Origin of the sequence: Halopseudomonas formosensis (assembly GCF_900115905.1) — a bacterium.
In the GTDB taxonomy this organism is placed as follows: Bacteria; Pseudomonadota; Gammaproteobacteria; order Pseudomonadales; family Pseudomonadaceae; genus Halopseudomonas; species Halopseudomonas formosensis.
Genome location: NZ_FOYD01000005.1, coordinates 32,168 through 48,442, shown reverse-complemented (window position 1 = coordinate 48,442; position 16,275 = coordinate 32,168). Strand labels below are relative to the sequence as shown.

Here is a 16,275-nt window from a genome sequence, read left to right as displayed (position 1 = left end):
TGCTGCCTGTGTTATGGACCCGTATCAAGCGGTGTAATGGGCGGGCTTTTTCGTTGACTGGCTGGTCAGCGGCACATTAGTGTCAAACGTCTGTATGAATGACATACAACGCCATTGCACCGGAGATGATGATGCCCAGCTATAACGCCCCCCTGCGCGACATGCGCTTTGTCATGGACGAGGTTTTCGACTTTGCCGGCAGCTATGCTGCCCACGGCCTGACCGACGCCACCCCGGATCTGGTTGACGCAGTACTGGAGGAGAGTGCCAAGTTCGCTTCCGAGGTGCTGGCGCCGCTGAACCGCACCGGTGACGAAGAGGGCTGCCACTTCGAGGACGGGGTGGTGACCACACCCAAGGGCTTCAAGGAAGCCTACCAGCAGTACGTGGAGAACGGCTGGGCAGCCATGAGCGGGCCGGTGGAGTACGGCGGCCAGGGACTGCCCGCCTCCCTGGGCCTGGTGGTCAACGAGATGACCGCATCGGCCAACTATGCCTGGAACATGTATCCCGGTCTGACCCATGGTTGTGCCGCGGCTATCCGCGCCCACGGTACTCCGGAGCAGAAGCAGCTGTACCTGAACAAGCTGGTGCCCGGTTACTGGACCGGCACCATGTGTCTGACCGAGCCGCACTGCGGTACCGATCTGGGTCTGATCAAGACCCGTGCAGTGCCTCAGCCTGACGGCACCTACGCGGTCACCGGCACCAAGATCTTCATTTCTTCCGGCGAGCACGACCTGGCGGAGAACATCGTCCACCTGGTGCTGGCCAAGCTGCCCGACGCCCCGGAAGGCACCAAGGGAATCTCGCTGTTCATCGTGCCCAAGTTCCTGCCCGACGCCAACGGCGAGGTCGGCGAGCGCAATGCGGTCAAGTGCGGCTCCATCGAGCACAAGATGGGCATCAAGGCGTCGGCCACCTGCGTGATGAACTTCGATGGCGCCACCGGCTTTCTGATCGGCGAGATCAACAAGGGTCTGGCCTGCATGTTCACCATGATGAACAGTGCCCGCCTGGGTACCGGCATGCAGGGGCTGTGTCATGGCGAAGTGTCCTACCAGAATGCCCTGGCCTACGCCAAGGACCGTCTGCAGATGCGCTCGCCGTCCGGTCCCGCCGAACCCGGCAAGCCGGCCGATCCCATTATCGTGCATCCTGATGTGCGCCGCATGCTGCTGACCATGAAGGCGTTCAACGAGGGCAACCGCGCGCTGGCCTATTACACCGCCCAGCTGCTCGACAACGCCCACTATTCGAAGGATGAGGCCGTGCGTGCCGATGCCGAGGACCAGCTCGCCTTCCTCACCCCCATCTGCAAGGCCTTCATGACCGAAACCGGCCTGGAAACCACCCTGCTCGGCATGCAGGTGTTCGGCGGCCATGGCTACATCCGCGAGTGGGGTCAGGAACAGCAGGTACGTGATTGCCGTATCGCTCCCATCTATGAAGGGACCAACGGCATCCAGGCGCTGGACCTCCTGGGCCGCAAGGTGCTGATGAGCCAGGGCAAGCTGCTGCGCGCCTTCAGCAAGCAGGTTCACCTGTTCTGCCAGAGCCACGAGGGCCATGCCCAGCTTGGCGGCTATGTGGCTGATCTGGTCAGGCTGAACAAGCAGTGGGGCGACCTGACCCAGCAGATCGCGGTCCGTTCCATGCAGAACCGTGAGGAAGTCGGCGCAGCGGCCATGGACTTCCTGATGTTCTCCGGTTATGTCATCCACGCTTTCTTCTGGCTGAAGATGGCCGTGGTAGCTCAGCAGAAACTGGACGCCGGTACCAGCGAACAGGGCTTCTATCAGGCCAAGCTGGCGACCCAGCAGTTCTACTTCAAGCGTCTGCTGCCCCGCGCCCAGGCCCACGTGGCCGCCCTCGAGGCGGGTGCCGACAGCCTGATGCAGCTGGGCGCGGAGCACTTCTGATCCATTGATATCAGGCTCCCGGCCATCAAGGTCTGCGTCCGCAATCGGGCGCAGGCCTTTTTTATTGGGTGGCTCCGACGGCGGCCTCGCGCAAAGCGAAATATGACTAATGGATAAGAAAAAGTCATAACAAGACGCTATCGTTTGAAAAGTTCTCAGACTACAATCAGGCCACTGATCCGGCTGAGCCGGCTTCTTATTGATTGCTGAGGAGTTACCATGGCTGAGTACCAAGCCCCCCTGCGTGATATCCGCTTTGTGCTGAACGAGGTCTTTGAAGCTGACAAGCTGTGGCAGAGCCTGCCAGGCCTGGAAGGCGCCATCGATGCCGAGACTGCCGATGCCATGCTGGAAGAGGCCGGCAAGATCACCTCGCAGACCATAGCCCCGCTGAACCGCAACGGCGATGAACAGGGAGCGGTGTGGAACGACGGCCAGGTGACCACCCCCGACGGATTCAGGGAGGCTTATGCCACCTATGCCGCAGGCGGCTGGGTCGGTCTGGGCGGTAACCCGGAATTCGGCGGCATGGGCATGCCCAAGACCCTCGGCGTACAGGTCGAGGAGATGCTCTATGGCGCCAACAGCAGCTTCGCCCTCTACATCGCCCTCACTGCCGGCAGCACCCTGGCGCTGGATGCCCATGGCAGCGAGGAACTGAAGCAGAAATACCTGCCCAACATGTATGCCGGCAACTGGGCGGGCACCATGTGCCTGACCGAGCCCCACGCGGGCACCGATCTGGGCATCATCCGTACCCGCGCCGTGCCCGAAGCCGACGGCAGCTACTCGGTCACCGGTACCAAGATCTTCATCACCGGCGGTGAGCATGACCTGACCGAGAACATCATTCACCTGGTGCTGGCCAAGCTGCCCGATGCGCCGGCCGGTCCCAAGGGAATCTCCCTGTTTCTGGTGCCCAAGTTCCTGGTCAACGAGGACGGCAGCCTGGGCGAGCGCAACGCCGTGAGCTGTGGCTCCATCGAACACAAGATGGGCATCAAGGGCTCGGCGACCTGCGTGATGAATTTCGATGGGGCCAGGGGCTATCTCATCGGTGAGCTGAACAAGGGGCTCAATGCCATGTTCACCATGATGAACTATGAGCGCCTGTCCATTGGCATTCAGGGTATCGGCTGCGCCGAGGCCTCCTACCAGAGCGCTGTGGCCTACGCCCGCGAACGTATCCAGAGCCGTGCGCCGACCGGTGCGGTGCAGCCGGACAAAGCCGCCGACCCCATCATCGTGCACCCGGATGTGCGCCGCATGCTGCTGACCATGAAGGCCATGACCGAGGGCAGCCGGGCGTTCTCCACCTATGTGGGCATGCAGCTGGATATCAGCAAGTTTGCCGAGGACGAGGCGATCCGCCGCAAGGGCGAGGATCTGGTAGCCCTGCTGACGCCGGTCGCCAAGGCCTTCTTCACCGATGTCGGGTTCGAGAACTGTGTTCACGGCCAGCAGGTTTTCGGTGGCCATGGCTACATCCGCGAGTGGGGTCAGGAGCAGCTGGTACGTGACGTCCGCATCGCCCAGATCTATGAAGGTACCAACGGTATCCAGGCGCTGGATCTGATGGGGCGCAAGACAGTGGCCAACGGCGGCGCTTATTTCAAGGTATTTGCCGACGAGATCCGCGGTTTCATCGCCGACAACGACGCCGGCGAGATGCAGGAGTTCGTGCAGCCCCTGGCGGCGGCACTGGACAATCTGCAGCAGCTGACCGATCTGGTGATCGAGCGCAGCCGCGCCAACCCCAATGAAATCGGCGCGGCCTCGGTCGAGTACCTGCATGCCTTCGGTTACACCGCCTACGCCTACATGTGGGCACGCATGGCCAGGGTTGCGCTGGACGCAGCAGAGGACGCCGACGGCTTCTATCAGGCCAAGCTGGGTACTGCCCGGTTCTTCTTCAAACGCCTGCTGCCGCGCATCCATTCGCTCAGCGAAGCGGTCCGGGCCGGCAGTGAAGTATTGTTCGAGCTGGACGCGACCCAGTTCTGATTGACGGCGTCGGGTAGGAAAAGGCGTACAGAAGATAGTGGCAATCACCTCTATGTACGCCTGGCCCTCCTGCCTAATATGGCAACTGCAGGGACGCGGCGCAGGAAGCGCAAGGCACTGAAAGGGACGCAGGGACAGTCACAGGATGTGACCAGCGTTACGGAAGACCAGGACGTTATTCTGCAAAATCCCCGCAGGCAGGGTGGTGTTTACACCGCTCTGCCTGCGGGGTTTTCTGTTTCTGGCCTCCCGCCCACCCCTCGGTACTGCAGCCGCTCGTGGTAGACTGATGCTCTTCGGACCCTCTGGTCCCGGTTCCATGGCTGCAGGGGAGGGCTGCGATTGTTCTCACTCAAACGCAAGGGCGATTATCGGCTGCAGTTGACCCGCACCCTGAAGAAGCCCGGGCGTTATACCCTCGAGCTCTACCTGTTCACACCCCACGAGAGCAACTTCGCTGCCTGGACCCTGACGGAGCAGCAATTCTACTTCCGTGCCATGCTGCACCGCTTCGGCCTGCTCGGGCTGCCCGCCCAGGACCGGCTCAGCAAGGATGACAGCAGCTTTGCCCTGTTGTCGCCCCATTACGAGATCACCTACGGCTCCTGGCTGTTCCGCTATACCGCCTCGATGGATCGACTTCGCCAGCAACTGCAGAGTACCGGCGTGGCCAATGCCGAGACCATTGCACGGGGCCTGCGCCTGAGCGAGACCTACGCCCTGCGGCTGCGCCGCACCGTCCCGGAGCAGAGCGGCCAGCAACGCTATTTCCGGCAGATGGATATCTATTTTTCCTGGTATGCCGAACAGTTCCTGCTCGAATGCATGACGCTGGAAGGCTATCAGGAGCTGGACAGTGATCTGCGCGAGTCGGTGCGCGAATTCCTGCTGGAGGAATACCGCATACGCAAGGAGCGGGAGTACCTGGCGGACTTCCATGGCAAGCCGACCCGGGTGTGGAATCGCATGAGTCTGTATCACCGGTTGCTCGAATACCCGGTTCTGCTGCGGGCCAAGCTGACGGAGCTGGGCTCGGCAACCCGCAAGCTGGTCAAGGCAGCCAATACCACCCTGATCATGGGGCTGTTCACCTACGTGCTGTTCAATGCGCGCAGCGCCAGTCACCTGTCGATCACCCTGCTGCTGGGTATCGCACTGATCTACGGCATCCGGGATCTGCTGCGCGATGACCTCAATACCCTGGTTACCAGTTGGCTGCGCAAGGGCCGGCCACGCTGGAAAAGCCGTCTGCTGATGCCCTACACCCACAAGTCCATGGCCCAGCAGCTGATCTGGCTGGACTACTGCAAGGTCACGGACCTGCCGCGCGAGATAGCCGAACACTCGGGCAAGTGGGCGGGGGAAGACAGACACATAGTGCGCTACCGTACCCAGCTGTATCTGGACAGGGACGCACTGGAGCAGAACGAGATACAGGAGCGGCTGAACCTGGATTGCGAGCCGCTGTGCGAGCTGATCGAGCCGACCCGCAACCGCCTGTTTGCGCCGGCCGGTGAGGAGGATCCCTTCGCTGCGGTGGATGCCCATCCGATCGAGAAGCAGCACGACTATAATCTGCTGCTGGTGGCAACCGAAGCGGATCAGGATTATTCCACGGCCCAGCGCTGGCGCCTGCGACTGGGGGCCAATGGCATCGTCGAGTGCGAGGCCAAGAAAATCAACTGGCCTTCGCCGGAGGAGCAGCAGCGGCTACCCTGGTACCGGCGCATGCTCATCCGTCTGGGGCGCGGCTGAGGGAATTTTCCGCTACCGCCAGGGTCTTGAGAGTAGTGTTTCAGCGGCACTATCTCGGCGGGATCGCCGCTCTTCAGTCAGGATAGGGACGGTGAATGAATTTCAGCTTCTTCCCGGGGTGGCCCGGCGCGTTGCTTCTGCTTACGTTGACCCTGCTCGGGGCCTGCAGCGTGGCACCCCCAGCGGAGCCGCAGCTGCCCTTTGACCTGCCTGATCGTTTCGACTCTTCCCTCGTCGAGCCTTTTCAGCCCACCGAACGCTGGTGGACCGAGTTCGAGGATCCGCTGCTGGAATCTTTCGTCGATTCCGCTCTGGTACGCAATCCCGGTGTAGCCCAGGCGCTGGCGAGGGCCAGTGTGGCCGAGGCGCGGGTCAGGCTGAACCGGGGGGAGCGGCTTCCCCAGGCCGGTATCGGATTCACCAGTGCCAGACAGCGACAGAACATGGGCAGCATGGCCGGGCCCCTGGGCGAGTTTGTCGATGACGAGCTGAGCTTCATCAGCAACAACCACAATGCTTCCCTGGACGTCAGCTGGGAGCTGGATTTGTGGGGCCGCCTGGCCGCCGCCAGCTCCGCAGCCCAGGCCGAGTTCCTGGCCAGTGCCGAGCAGCTGCGTGGGGCGCGCCAGTCGGTCGCCGCCCAGGTGGTGCAGCTGTACTACGACGTGGTGCACGCCCGGGCCCAGGAGGAGTTGTCGGCGCGCACCGTCGATACCCTGGCCGAAATGGCCAGGCAGATCAGCAACCGGGTCGATGTGGGTATCGCCTCGCCGGCTGATGCGATGTTGGCGGAGGCCAATCTCGGCTCGGCCCGGGCCGGACTGGAGCAGCGCCGTGAGGCACTGGCGCGCATCCGCCGGCAGCTGGATGTATTGCTCGGCTATTACCCCAGCGGCGCGCTGACTACCGCCGAGGTGCTGCCCGAGGTGCCCGCGCGCCCGGCCGCCGGCGTGCCCGCCGAGCTGCTGGAGCGCCGCCCGGATGTGCGTGCCGCCGAGCTGGCCCTGCGGGCGGCGGGGTACCAGTTGGGTGCGGCGGAGCGTTCCTTCCTGCCCAGTCTGGCCCTGACCGGCTCGGCGGGGTACAGCAGCGACCAGCTGTCCGGCCTGTTCGACAGCAGCAATCTGGTCTGGTCCATCGCCGGTCAGCTGATGCAACCGATCTTCCAGGGCGGCAGGCTGGTGGCCCAGGTGGACATTGCCGAGGGGCAGCAGAGCGAGGCGCTGCACAGCTATGTGGAAACCGCGCTCAATGCCCTGGCCGAAGTGGAGAGCCTGCTCGCCGTGGACGATCTTCTGGCCCGGCGCGAGGACAGCCTCGATGCCTCCGCGACGGCTGCCGAGGAGGCGGTACGGGTGTCCTACAACCGTTACCAGCAGGGCATAGACCCCTTTCTCAATGTGCTCGAGAGTCAGCAACGCGCCCTTGACGGGCGCAGCGCCTACATCAGTGCCCGGCATGCCCGGATTGAAAATCGCATCTCCCTGCATCTGGCCCTCGGCGGTGGCTTCGAACCCCGCATCGAGGCCGCCGAACCTGCCCCCCAGGACACCCCAGTCAGGACCGCCGATCGCCCATGAAGACATTCAACGCCACCCGCCCTCGCCTGTATCTGCTGCTGACCGGAGTCCTGCTCGTTGCCGGGTGCGGGGGCGGCAGCGAACCGGAGCAGGCCGCCGAGCAGACCGGTCAGGACAGCGTCGGCCAGGCACGACCGGTCAGTGTCCGGGTGACGGCGGTGGAGCCGCGCACCCTGCAGTCCTGGGTCTACAGTCAGGGTACCGCCCGATCCAGACAGCGCGAATTTCTCACTTTCACCCAGCAGGGAACCGTGTCCTACGTGGATCCGGAGCTGCGTGTGGGCAGCCCGGTGAAGAAGGGGCAGCTGATCGCCCACCAGGCCCCGGACAGGGTGCAGGCGGAGCTGCAGGCGGCCCGTGCAGCCCTCGCCGAGGCCGAGGCCAACCTGGCGCTGGCCGAGGTGACCCGGCGGCGTTACGAGACGCTGATCGAGCAGCGCTCGGCCTCGCGGCAGGAGCTGGATCAGGCAGTGGTGCAGGTGGAGCAGGCCAAGGCCATTCGCGACAACAGCAAGGCCCAGCTGGCCCAGTCGCAGCTGACCGTCGACGAGTCCAGACTGGTATCGCCCATCGATGGCGTACTGGCGCGACTGAACGTGGAGCAGGGGCGCTATTTCAACCCCAGCGTGGTGCAGACCAATACCGAGCAGAATGCCCTGCGTACCGTCCCTGCGCTGGTAATAGATCCTGATCGTTTCGAAGTGCGGGTGGACCTGCCGTCCTATGTCTACCGGCAGATTGCTGTCGGAGCCCGGGCGGTGATCGGCGATACGCCCCCCCGGGACGGGCAGGGCATGGACCCGTTGCAGCGCGAACAGCAGGTGCTGGGCAAGGTGCATGCGGTGAGCCCCTCGCTGGACCCGGAAACCCGCACCTTCGAAGTGATAGTTCATACCGAAGGTGACAATCCTCGACTGCAGGACGGCGAGTTCGTCGCGGTGTGGATTGCCCGTCCGCCGGAGCACGAGGTGCTGAGTGTGCCGCTGGAAGCGCTGCGCTACCGCAACGACCAGTCCTTCGTGCTGGTTCTGAACGAGGACACCGGGCGGGTCAGCGAGCGTCGGGTCGAGCTCGGCCAGCAGGCCGGCGCCTACCGGGCGGTGACCGAGGGGCTGGAGCAGGGCGAGCTGGTGGTAACCGATGGACGCGCCGCGCTCAACGACGGCCAGCCGGTTCGGGTTCTGGATACGGACGGAGCGCAGCCATGACCGAGCCTGATCAGCACCGGGCCGGGGATGGCGCAGAGGTGCCAGTGGAGACCGAGGAGGTGCGCAGCGCGCACCCGCTCGCACGCTTCTTCTTCCTGCAGCCGGTGTTTGGCATTCTGCTGCTGGTGACCCTGGCTCTGGGGGGCTGGATGGCCTACCTGCAGCTGGTCAAGGAGTCGTTGCCCGATCTGGACATTCCCCAGGCCACCATCACCACCGCCTGGCCGGGCGCCGACCCGCGCACCATCGAGGAGCAGGTCACCGATATCATCGAGGACGAGGTGACCACCCTGGAGGGCGTACGCCGGGTGGACAGCGCCTCCTACGACTCCTTCTCGGTGATTTCGGTGGAGTTCGACGCCTCCATCGACCCGGTGGACGCCATGACCCGGCTGCGTGCCGCCGTGGCGGATGCCGAGGCGGAGCTGCCGGACGAGGTGGACCGCCCGGCGATCGAACAGGCCTCCGTGGACCAGCTGCCGATTCTTACCTTCACCCTGCACGGGGATATCGGCTCGGCCACCATGAACCAGCAGGCCAGACGTATCCGCGATACGCTGGAACGGCTGCCCGGGGTCAACGAAGTCAACATCGGCGGTGAACGCGAGGAGATAGTGCAGATACTCCTGCGTCCCGAGCGGATGCTGGCGCTCGGGCTGTCCCCCTCCGCCGTGCGCAATGCCGTGCAACAGGCCAACGTGGAGCAACCCTTCGGCGAGATTCACAGTGACGACATCGGTGCCGTGGTTCGCCTGGAGGGCCGGTTCCGCGACGTGGATGATCTGCGTGCCCTGCCGGTGGCCCGCCTCAGCGGTGTGGGCGCAGGGCGCCCGATACGTCTTGATGAGGTCGCCACCGTCCGGCGCATGCAGGAAACCGAAACCAGCCGGGCCTTCTTCAGCGGAGAGGGCGGGACCTACGCCCAGTCCCTGGAGATGTCGGTGCGCAAGACCCCGGGTGCCGATACGGTCAACCTGGTGGCCACCCTGCGTGAGGCTCTGGAGGACATGCGCAACCAGGGCAGCTGGCCGTCCGGGCTGGACTACACCGTCACCCAGGATGAGGCCGAGCAGATATGGGACTCGCTGTCCGATGTCTTCGTCAGTGCGCTGCAGACCATGGTGGTGGTCTTTGCCATCCTGCTGCTGACCATCGCCTGGCGCGAGGCGATCATTGCCGGCCTGTCGGTGCCCGTCACCTTCGCCGGGGTGCTGCTGGTCATCTGGCTGATGGGGTATTCGCTCAACGAGCTGGTGATCATCGGCATGGTGATCGCGCTGGTGATGATTGTCGATGTGTTCATCATTCTGCTGGAGGGCCTGCACGACGAGATCTACAACGGCGGCAAGACCTTCGGCCAGGGCGTGCTCGCCACCGTCAGCCGCTATGGTCTGCCGGCCTTCGCCGCACAGATCACCACCATACTGGCGCTGGCCCCGCTGATGTCCATCAGTGGCACTGTCGGCGAGTTCATCCGGGTGCTGCCGACCACCACCGTGGTCTGTCTGGTACTGGCTTTCATCGTCGCCATGCTCTGTACCCTGCCGCTGTCCCGGGCGCTGCTCGGGAAACAGCGGCCGGCGACGCAGGCCGAGCGCCAGGGCCTGTCGGACCGGGTTACCGCCCGGGCGGTGAGCACGCTCGAAAGCTGGAATGCGCGCTGGGTCGTCGCCAGCCGGCGTCGGGCCTGGCTCTGGGTGCTGGCGGCGCTGGGGGTATTCTTCCTGTCGATGCTGGCCTTCAGTCAGGCCCGCGTCGAACTCTTCCCGCCCACGGACGGTGAGCGGCTGGGGATCAACATAGAGCTGCCGCCGACCACCCAGCTGGCCGGCTCCCAGGTCATTGCCGACGAGGTGGGCGAGATGCTGCGCGGCAAGCCGTACTTCGAGAGCGTGGTCAAGCTGGTCGGGCTCAAGAGTCCCTTCGCCAGCGGCTCCATGGCGGCCAACCTGCAACCCAGCGAGGCCGAGAACTATATCGGCTTCTCCGCCATTTTCCGGCCGCTGGACGAGCGTGACGCGACATCCTACGAGCTGGCCGACGCCCTGCGCCAGGAGCTTTCCGATTATCTGGAACAGCGGGTGGCGGCGGCGCAGCTGCTGGTGGTGGCCGAATCCAGCAGCCCGACCACCGGCGACCCCATCGAGATCCAGCTGATCGGCGCGGACATGGATGAGCTGCAGCGGCTGTCCCGTCAGGTTCAGACCCTGCTGGCCGAGCTGGATGGGGTGGTGGATGTCCGGGACAATATCGGCATGCTCAAGCCCCAGCTGGCGCTGCAGCCCGACCGGGAGGCGGCGGACTTCTTCGGCATAGACCATGGGGATCTGGCCTCCCAGCTGCGCATTGCATTCAGCTCGGACGAGATAGGGTTGTTCGTCACCGGTGATGAGGACGATGACATAGATATCCGTCTGGGTACCGAATGGCCCAGCCGTCCCGGTGAGGCGGGCGGCCCGCGCAATATCGAGGAGCTGTCCCGGGTGCGGGTCTTCACCCAGGACGGCCGCTCCATTGACATGCGTCAGCTGCTCAAACCGAGCCAGTCCGAGGCGGCCATCGCCATTTCCCACGTCAACGGCGAGCGCGCCATCACTGTCATGGGCAAGAACGAGGGCCGCACCGTCGGCGAGATCATGGCCGAGCTGCAGCCGCGGCTGGACGAGATTCAGGCGGACTGGCCGGCGGGTTACCGTACCGTGATCGGGGGTGAGGCGGCCGATACCAGCGAGACCTTCGGTTCGGCCCTGATCGCGCTGGTCATCGCCATAGTGCTGGTGGTGGGGGTGCTGGTGATCCTGTTCAACAGTTTCCGCCAGGCCTTCATCATCTTCGCCACCATGCCGCTGGCGATCATAGGCACAGCCCTGGGGTTCTGGGCCTTTGATATCACCTTCAGCTTCTTTGCCATGATTGGCCTGGTGTCGCTGATCGGCATCGCCATCAACAACGGCATCATCATGGTCGACACCATGAACAGCTTCATCAGGGAGGGGATGGGGATTGCCGAGGCCGCCGCCGCCGGCTCGGCCCGACGTCTGCGCCCGTTGCTGACCACCGCTGTGACCACCATCATCGGGCTGGTGCCGCTGGCCGTCAGCAGCGCCTTCTACCGGCCGCTGACGCTGGTCATCATTTTCGGACTGATTTCGGTGTCGGTGCTGGCACTCTTCGTGGTGCCGGCGCTGTATCTGCTGCTGACGCCACGGGACGCAGGTCAGCCGAAGGTGCTGGACTGAGGCAGGCAATGGCGGCCCCGCCGGGGCCGCCACAGATCAGCGGGATTACCTGATGTCGGGGTAGGGCAGACCGACGTAGTTCTCGGCGATGGTGGTCTGACCCGCCACCGAACCGACGAAGTAGTCCAGCTCGCTGCTCTGGATGCGCTGGCTGAAGTCGTCCATGTCCGGGAACTGGTGCAGCATGGAGGTCATCCACCAGGAGAAGCGCTCGGCCTTCCAGATGCGCTCCAGACAGAACTCGGAGTAGCGCTCCAGCAGGTCGGTACGGCCTTCCTGATACACCTTCACCAGAATGCGGTACAGGCTGTTCACGTCGCTGGCAGCCAGGTTCAGACCCTTGGCACCGGTGGGCGGAACGATGTGGGCGGCGTCGCCGACCAGGAACAGCCGGCCATACTGCATGGGCTCGACCACGAAGCTGCGCAGCGGGGCGATGCTCTTCTCCAGCGACGGGCCGGTAACCAGCTTTGCTGCCACCTCGTCAGGCAGGCGGCGCTTGAGCTCTTCCCAGAAGCGCTCATCACTCCAGTCCTCGACCTTCTCGGCCAGGTTGACCTGCAGGTAGTAGCGCGAACGGGTCGCCGAGCGCATGCTGCACAGGACGAAACCACGTTCATGGTTCAGATAGATCAGTTCATCGCTGACCGGCGGAGTGTCGGACAGCAGACCCAGCCAGCCGAAGGGGTAGACCCGCTCGAAGGTCTTGATCGAGTCTTCCGGAATGGAGCGGCGGGCCACACCGTGGAAACCGTCGCAGCCGGCGATGTAGTCGCAGTCCAGGCGAACCTGCTGGCCTTCATGGGTGAAGGTCAGGTAGGGTTTGTCGCTCTTGGCGTCATGAATGGCCACATCCGGTACCTGGTACAGGGTGGTCTGACCGCTGGCGGCGCGGGCTTCCATCAGGTCGCGGGTGATCTCGGTCTGACCGTACACCATGACGGTCTTGCCTCCGGTCAGCTCCTTCAGGTCCAGGCGCTCGCTGCGGCCTTCAAAGGCGATTTCGATGCCGTCGTGGACGATGCCTTCACGGTCCATACGCTCGCTGGCGCCGGCTTCACGCAGCAGATCGACCATGCCCTGCTCGAGAATGCCGGCACGGATACGTCCCAGAACATAGTCCGGGGACTGGCGTTCAATGATGATGTTGTCGATACCGGCCTTGTGCAGCAGTTGACCCAGCAGCAATCCGCTGGGGCCGGCTCCGATGATGGCGACTTGTGTTTTCATGGCTCACCTCTAGTTATCATTATCTGAATCTGATTGTTTTATATATTTCGTTGAATGTGGGCCGCCGAGAAGGCAGTATCAGATTCAGTACTTGTACTTTTCGAGGATTTCACATGAATGCAATAAAGGAGGTGCCGGTCTTCAAGCTGTATGGCGAGACGGTCAACTGGTCGGCACCCGACCTGTTGCATATGGAGTCCATCGCCGAACGCAGCGTGCTGCATGACTGGCATATCCACCCGCATCAGCATGCCGACCTGGTCCAGGTGCTCTATGTACAGCATGGCCACGCCACGCTGGACATCGAGGGCCGGGAGCTGAGTTTCCGCCAGCCGGCGCTGCAGGTGGTGCCCCCGCTCTGCGTACATGGCTTCCGCTTTGCCGAGGATGTGAATGGCTTCATCCTCAGCCTGGCGCTGCCCCTGGTGGAGGACTCGGCGCAGACCATGGGTACCCGGCTGCTGACCTCGCCCCATTGCCATCTGCTGGAGCACGACGACCATCTGTTCATGACCAGTCTGTTCGAACGACTGTGGCTGGACTATCAGGGTCGGGAGGAGGGGCGCGATGCCATGCTGGCCTCGCTGGTCAAGGTATTGCTGATCTGGTTGCACCGGCGCGAGCGGGAGACCAGCGGCATCCGCAGCAGCCTGGACCGGGGCGAGGAGTACGTCGCCCGTTTTCTAGAACTGCTCGAGCAGCATTTCCGTGAACACTGGCCCATCGAGCGTTATGCCAGCCAGCTGAAGATCAGCACCCCGCACCTCAATTCCCTGTGCCGACGGCTGTGCCATCAGTCCGCTCTGCAGGTGGTGCATCAGCGACTGGTGCTGGAGGCCAAGCGCTGTCTGGTCTACACCAGCATGACGGTGAGCGAGGTGTCCGACAGTCTGGGCTTTACCGAGCCGGCGTACTTCTCGCGCTTCTTCAAGCGTTATACCGGGGTGCCTCCCCGGGAGTTCCGCCTGCATGGCGGCAGGCAGGGCATCAATGAATCCCGATAACCGCATCAAGCTCAGGCACCTGCACTGCTTCCTGGAGGTTGCCCGTCAGGGCAGCGTCCAGCGCGCGGCTGATGCCCTGGCGATCAGCCAGCCGGCGGTGTCCAAGACCCTGCGCGAACTCGAGGAGCTGCTGTGCAACCGGCTGTTCGAGCGCAACCGCCAGGGGGTGGTGCTGACCGAGGCCGGTACGGCTTTCCTGCACGTGGCCGGCCCAAGTCTGCAGGCGCTGCGCCGGGGCATCGAGAATCTGCGCAGCGACGAGTTCAAGGCCGGGGAGCTGCGTCTGGGGGTGCTGTCCTCGGTGGAGACCTGGCTGATGCCGGAGATCATCAGTCGTCTGCACCTGCATCACCAGGGCTTGCGCATCAGCGTGCAGAACGGCCCCGCTGTCTACCTGCTGGGGCTGCTGCGCAGCGGCGAGGTAGACCTGGTGGTGGGGCGCCTGAGCGACAGTCCCCACTTGGCCGGATTGCAGTTCGAACACCTCTATGGTGATGAGCTCAGGTTCGTAGTCGCACCCGGACATCCGCTGCAGAATTGCTCCAGTGATCTGCTGCCGGGGCGGCTGGCGGACTTTCCCATGGTACTGCCGCTGCCCGGCACCACCATCCGCCAGCACGCCGACAGCCTGCTGCTGCAGACCGGTGCGCGACTGCCGATCCGTTGCCTGGAAACCCTGTCCAATACACTGGCCCGGCGCTATGCGCTGACCGCTCAGGCAGTGTGGATCGCACCCCATGATGCGGTGCGCGAGGATCTGGCCGGCGGGTTGCTGCGGGCGCTGGCCATTCCCGCCAACCTGGCCGGCGGTTCCATCGGCGTATGCACCAATCCCATGATGCACCAGAGTGTGGCGTTGCAGTGGTGTCTGGAGGAGCTGAGAACGCTGGCGACCCACAACATGTCATAACCATACGGTTATGTGAGGGCGACGTGATTTCATTGGCTTCTCCCTGCCCCGCCGGACAGAATGCCGGCAGGCAACAGGAGAATGACCATGCACTCAGATCAAGAAAGCCGTTTTGTTATACGTGACCGTAACGGTCGTCATCCCAAGGCATACTTCCCCGACTACAAGACCTCCATCACCCGCTCCCCGCGCCAGGCGCTGGTGAGCATTCCGCAGTCGGTCTCGGAAACCACAGGCCCGGATTTCAGTCACCTGGGCTTCGGCAAGAATGACAACGACCTGCTGCTGAACTTCAACACCGGTGCGCTGCCGGTCGGTGAGCGCATCATTGTTCACGGTCGTGTGCTTGATCAGTACGGTAAGCCCGTGCCCAATACCCTGGTCGAGATCTGGCAGGCCAACGCCGGCGGCCGGTACCGTCACAAGAATGACCGCTACCTGGCTCCCCTGGACCCCAACTTCGGTGGTGTCGGCCGTACCCTGACCGATCGTGATGGGCGTTACATGTTCCGCACCATCAAGCCGGGCCCCTATCCCTGGCGCAATGGTCCCAATGACTGGCGTCCGTCGCACATCCACTTTTCCGTCAGTGGTCCGGCCATTGCCACCCGTCTGATCACCCAGCTGTACTTCGAGGGCGATCCGCTGGTGCCCATGTGCCCGATCATCCGCACCCTGAACGAGGATGCGGCCCAGTCGCTGATCGCCCATCTGGACATGGGCATGGCCAACCCGATGGATGCGCTGGCCTACCGTTTCGACATCGTGCTGCGCGGTCAGCGTCAGACCCATTTCGAGAACCAGTGAGGAGATCCTGCGATGACCAAGCAATTGCTGCCTGAAACCCCTTCCCAGACCGCAGGCCCCTACGTCCACATCGGCCTGGCCCTGGCTGCCGCCGGCAACCCCGAGCGGGAGGTGGAAATCCTCAACCGCCTGGCTGCACCCGAGGCCGCCGGCGAGCATATTCGTGTGGTCGGCCGCGTCTTCGACGGCAACGGCCACCTGATGCGTGACGCCTTCCTGGAGTTCTGGCAGGCGGACAGCGAAGGCAACTACCAGAGCGAGTACCGCATCGACAACAGCTTCAACTCCTTCGGTCGGGCCGCCACCATCTTCGATACCGGCGAGTGGGAACTGCACACGGTCAAGCCGGGTGTGGTGAAGAATGCCGCCGGCGTACCCATGGCGCCCCATATAAATGTTGCGCTCTTCGCCCGGGGCATCAATATTCAGTTGCAGACCCGCATCTATTTCGAGGACGAGGCCGAGGCCAACGCCGCCGACCCCGTTCTGGGATTGATCGAGCAGCCGGAGCGTCGCCTGACCCTGGTGGCCAGCCGCTGCACCGAGTCGCCGAACACCTACCGCTTCGATATACGGGTGCAGGGCGACTGGGAAACCGTGTTCTTCGACTTCTGAC

At 63.7% G+C, this 16,275-nt stretch carries 11 protein-coding genes; 10 read left to right on the top strand and 1 reads right to left on the bottom strand.

Annotation, left to right across the window (positions count from 1 at the left end):
• Positions 1 to 131 precede the first annotated feature (131 nt).
• From BM046_RS08815 to BM046_RS08790, 6 genes are all read left to right on the top strand, one after another.
• Positions 132 to 1,922 carry an acyl-CoA dehydrogenase C-terminal domain-containing protein gene (locus BM046_RS08815; RefSeq protein ID WP_090538738.1) on the top strand — a complete coding sequence of 597 codons (1,791 nt, stop codon included), beginning with the start codon at positions 132 to 134 and terminating at the stop codon, positions 1,920 to 1,922.
• A gap of 219 nt (positions 1,923 to 2,141) precedes the next feature.
• Entirely contained in the window at positions 2,142 to 3,926 is a 1,785-nt protein-coding gene (locus BM046_RS08810; RefSeq protein ID WP_090538737.1) for an acyl-CoA dehydrogenase C-terminal domain-containing protein, read from the top strand.
• Positions 3,927 to 4,268: 342 nt separating this feature from the next.
• Complete coding sequence (locus tag BM046_RS08805; protein WP_090538736.1) at positions 4,269 to 5,681, top strand: hypothetical protein; 1,413 nt, start codon at positions 4,269 to 4,271, stop codon at positions 5,679 to 5,681.
• Positions 5,682 to 5,776: 95 nt separating this feature from the next.
• Complete coding sequence (locus BM046_RS08800) at positions 5,777 to 7,261, top strand: efflux transporter outer membrane subunit (protein WP_090538735.1); 1,485 nt, start codon at positions 5,777 to 5,779, stop codon at positions 7,259 to 7,261.
• Positions 7,258 to 8,469: an efflux RND transporter periplasmic adaptor subunit gene (locus tag BM046_RS08795; RefSeq protein ID WP_090538734.1), complete on the top strand. Its 1,212-nt coding sequence runs from the start codon at positions 7,258 to 7,260 to the stop codon at positions 8,467 to 8,469. The genes BM046_RS08800 and BM046_RS08795 overlap by 4 nt, the downstream gene beginning before the upstream one ends.
• Positions 8,466 to 11,708 carry an efflux RND transporter permease subunit gene (locus BM046_RS08790; RefSeq protein WP_090538733.1) on the top strand — a complete coding sequence of 1,081 codons (3,243 nt, stop codon included), beginning with the start codon at positions 8,466 to 8,468 and terminating at the stop codon, positions 11,706 to 11,708. The genes BM046_RS08795 and BM046_RS08790 overlap by 4 nt, the downstream gene beginning before the upstream one ends.
• 45 nt (positions 11,709 to 11,753) lie before the next feature.
• Here the strand turns inward: BM046_RS08790 and pobA are convergent, their stop codons facing one another.
• Positions 11,754 to 12,938 (bottom strand): 4-hydroxybenzoate 3-monooxygenase, encoded by a 1,185-nt coding sequence (pobA, locus tag BM046_RS08785; protein ID WP_090538732.1) that lies wholly within the window; start codon positions 12,936 to 12,938, stop codon positions 11,754 to 11,756.
• A gap of 113 nt (positions 12,939 to 13,051) precedes the next feature.
• On the opposite strand from pobA, the gene BM046_RS08780 reads away from it, so the two are divergent.
• The 4 genes from BM046_RS08780 (at position 13,052) to pcaG (ending at position 16,274) form a co-directional block, all read left to right on the top strand.
• Positions 13,052 to 13,942, top strand: a complete 891-nt coding sequence (locus BM046_RS08780; RefSeq protein ID WP_090538731.1) for a helix-turn-helix domain-containing protein — start codon at positions 13,052 to 13,054, stop codon at positions 13,940 to 13,942.
• Positions 13,929 to 14,852, top strand: a complete 924-nt coding sequence (pcaQ, locus tag BM046_RS08775) for a pca operon transcription factor PcaQ (RefSeq protein ID WP_090538730.1) — start codon at positions 13,929 to 13,931, stop codon at positions 14,850 to 14,852. The genes BM046_RS08780 and pcaQ overlap by 14 nt, the downstream gene beginning before the upstream one ends.
• An 87-nt stretch (positions 14,853 to 14,939) precedes the next feature.
• Positions 14,940 to 15,659: a protocatechuate 3,4-dioxygenase subunit beta gene (gene pcaH / locus BM046_RS08770; RefSeq protein ID WP_090538729.1), complete on the top strand. Its 720-nt coding sequence runs from the start codon at positions 14,940 to 14,942 to the stop codon at positions 15,657 to 15,659.
• 12 nt (positions 15,660 to 15,671) lie between these two features.
• Positions 15,672 to 16,274 carry a protocatechuate 3,4-dioxygenase subunit alpha gene (gene pcaG / locus BM046_RS08765; RefSeq protein ID WP_090538728.1) on the top strand — a complete coding sequence of 201 codons (603 nt, stop codon included), beginning with the start codon at positions 15,672 to 15,674 and terminating at the stop codon, positions 16,272 to 16,274.
• Position 16,275 lies beyond the last annotated feature (1 nt).

Bases quoted from the DNA above. Each gene is read 5' to 3' on its own strand.
- pobA (WP_090538732.1), bottom strand. From the start codon at position 12,938: ATGAAAACACAAGTCGCCATCATCGGAGCCGGCCCCAGCGGATTGCTG.
- BM046_RS08780 (WP_090538731.1), top strand. From the start codon at position 13,052: ATGAATGCAATAAAGGAGGTGCCGGTCTTCAAGCTGTATGGCGAGACG.
- BM046_RS08815 (WP_090538738.1), top strand. From the start codon at position 132: ATGCCCAGCTATAACGCCCCCCTGCGCGACATGCGCTTTGTCATGGAC.
- BM046_RS08795 (WP_090538734.1), top strand. From the start codon at position 7,258: ATGAAGACATTCAACGCCACCCGCCCTCGCCTGTATCTGCTGCTGACC.
- pcaH (WP_090538729.1), top strand. From the start codon at position 14,940: ATGCACTCAGATCAAGAAAGCCGTTTTGTTATACGTGACCGTAACGGT.
- BM046_RS08790 (WP_090538733.1), top strand. From the start codon at position 8,466: ATGACCGAGCCTGATCAGCACCGGGCCGGGGATGGCGCAGAGGTGCCA.
- BM046_RS08800 (WP_090538735.1), top strand. From the start codon at position 5,777: ATGAATTTCAGCTTCTTCCCGGGGTGGCCCGGCGCGTTGCTTCTGCTT.
- BM046_RS08810 (WP_090538737.1), top strand. From the start codon at position 2,142: ATGGCTGAGTACCAAGCCCCCCTGCGTGATATCCGCTTTGTGCTGAAC.
- pcaQ (WP_090538730.1), top strand. From the start codon at position 13,929: ATGAATCCCGATAACCGCATCAAGCTCAGGCACCTGCACTGCTTCCTG.
- pcaG (WP_090538728.1), top strand. From the start codon at position 15,672: ATGACCAAGCAATTGCTGCCTGAAACCCCTTCCCAGACCGCAGGCCCC.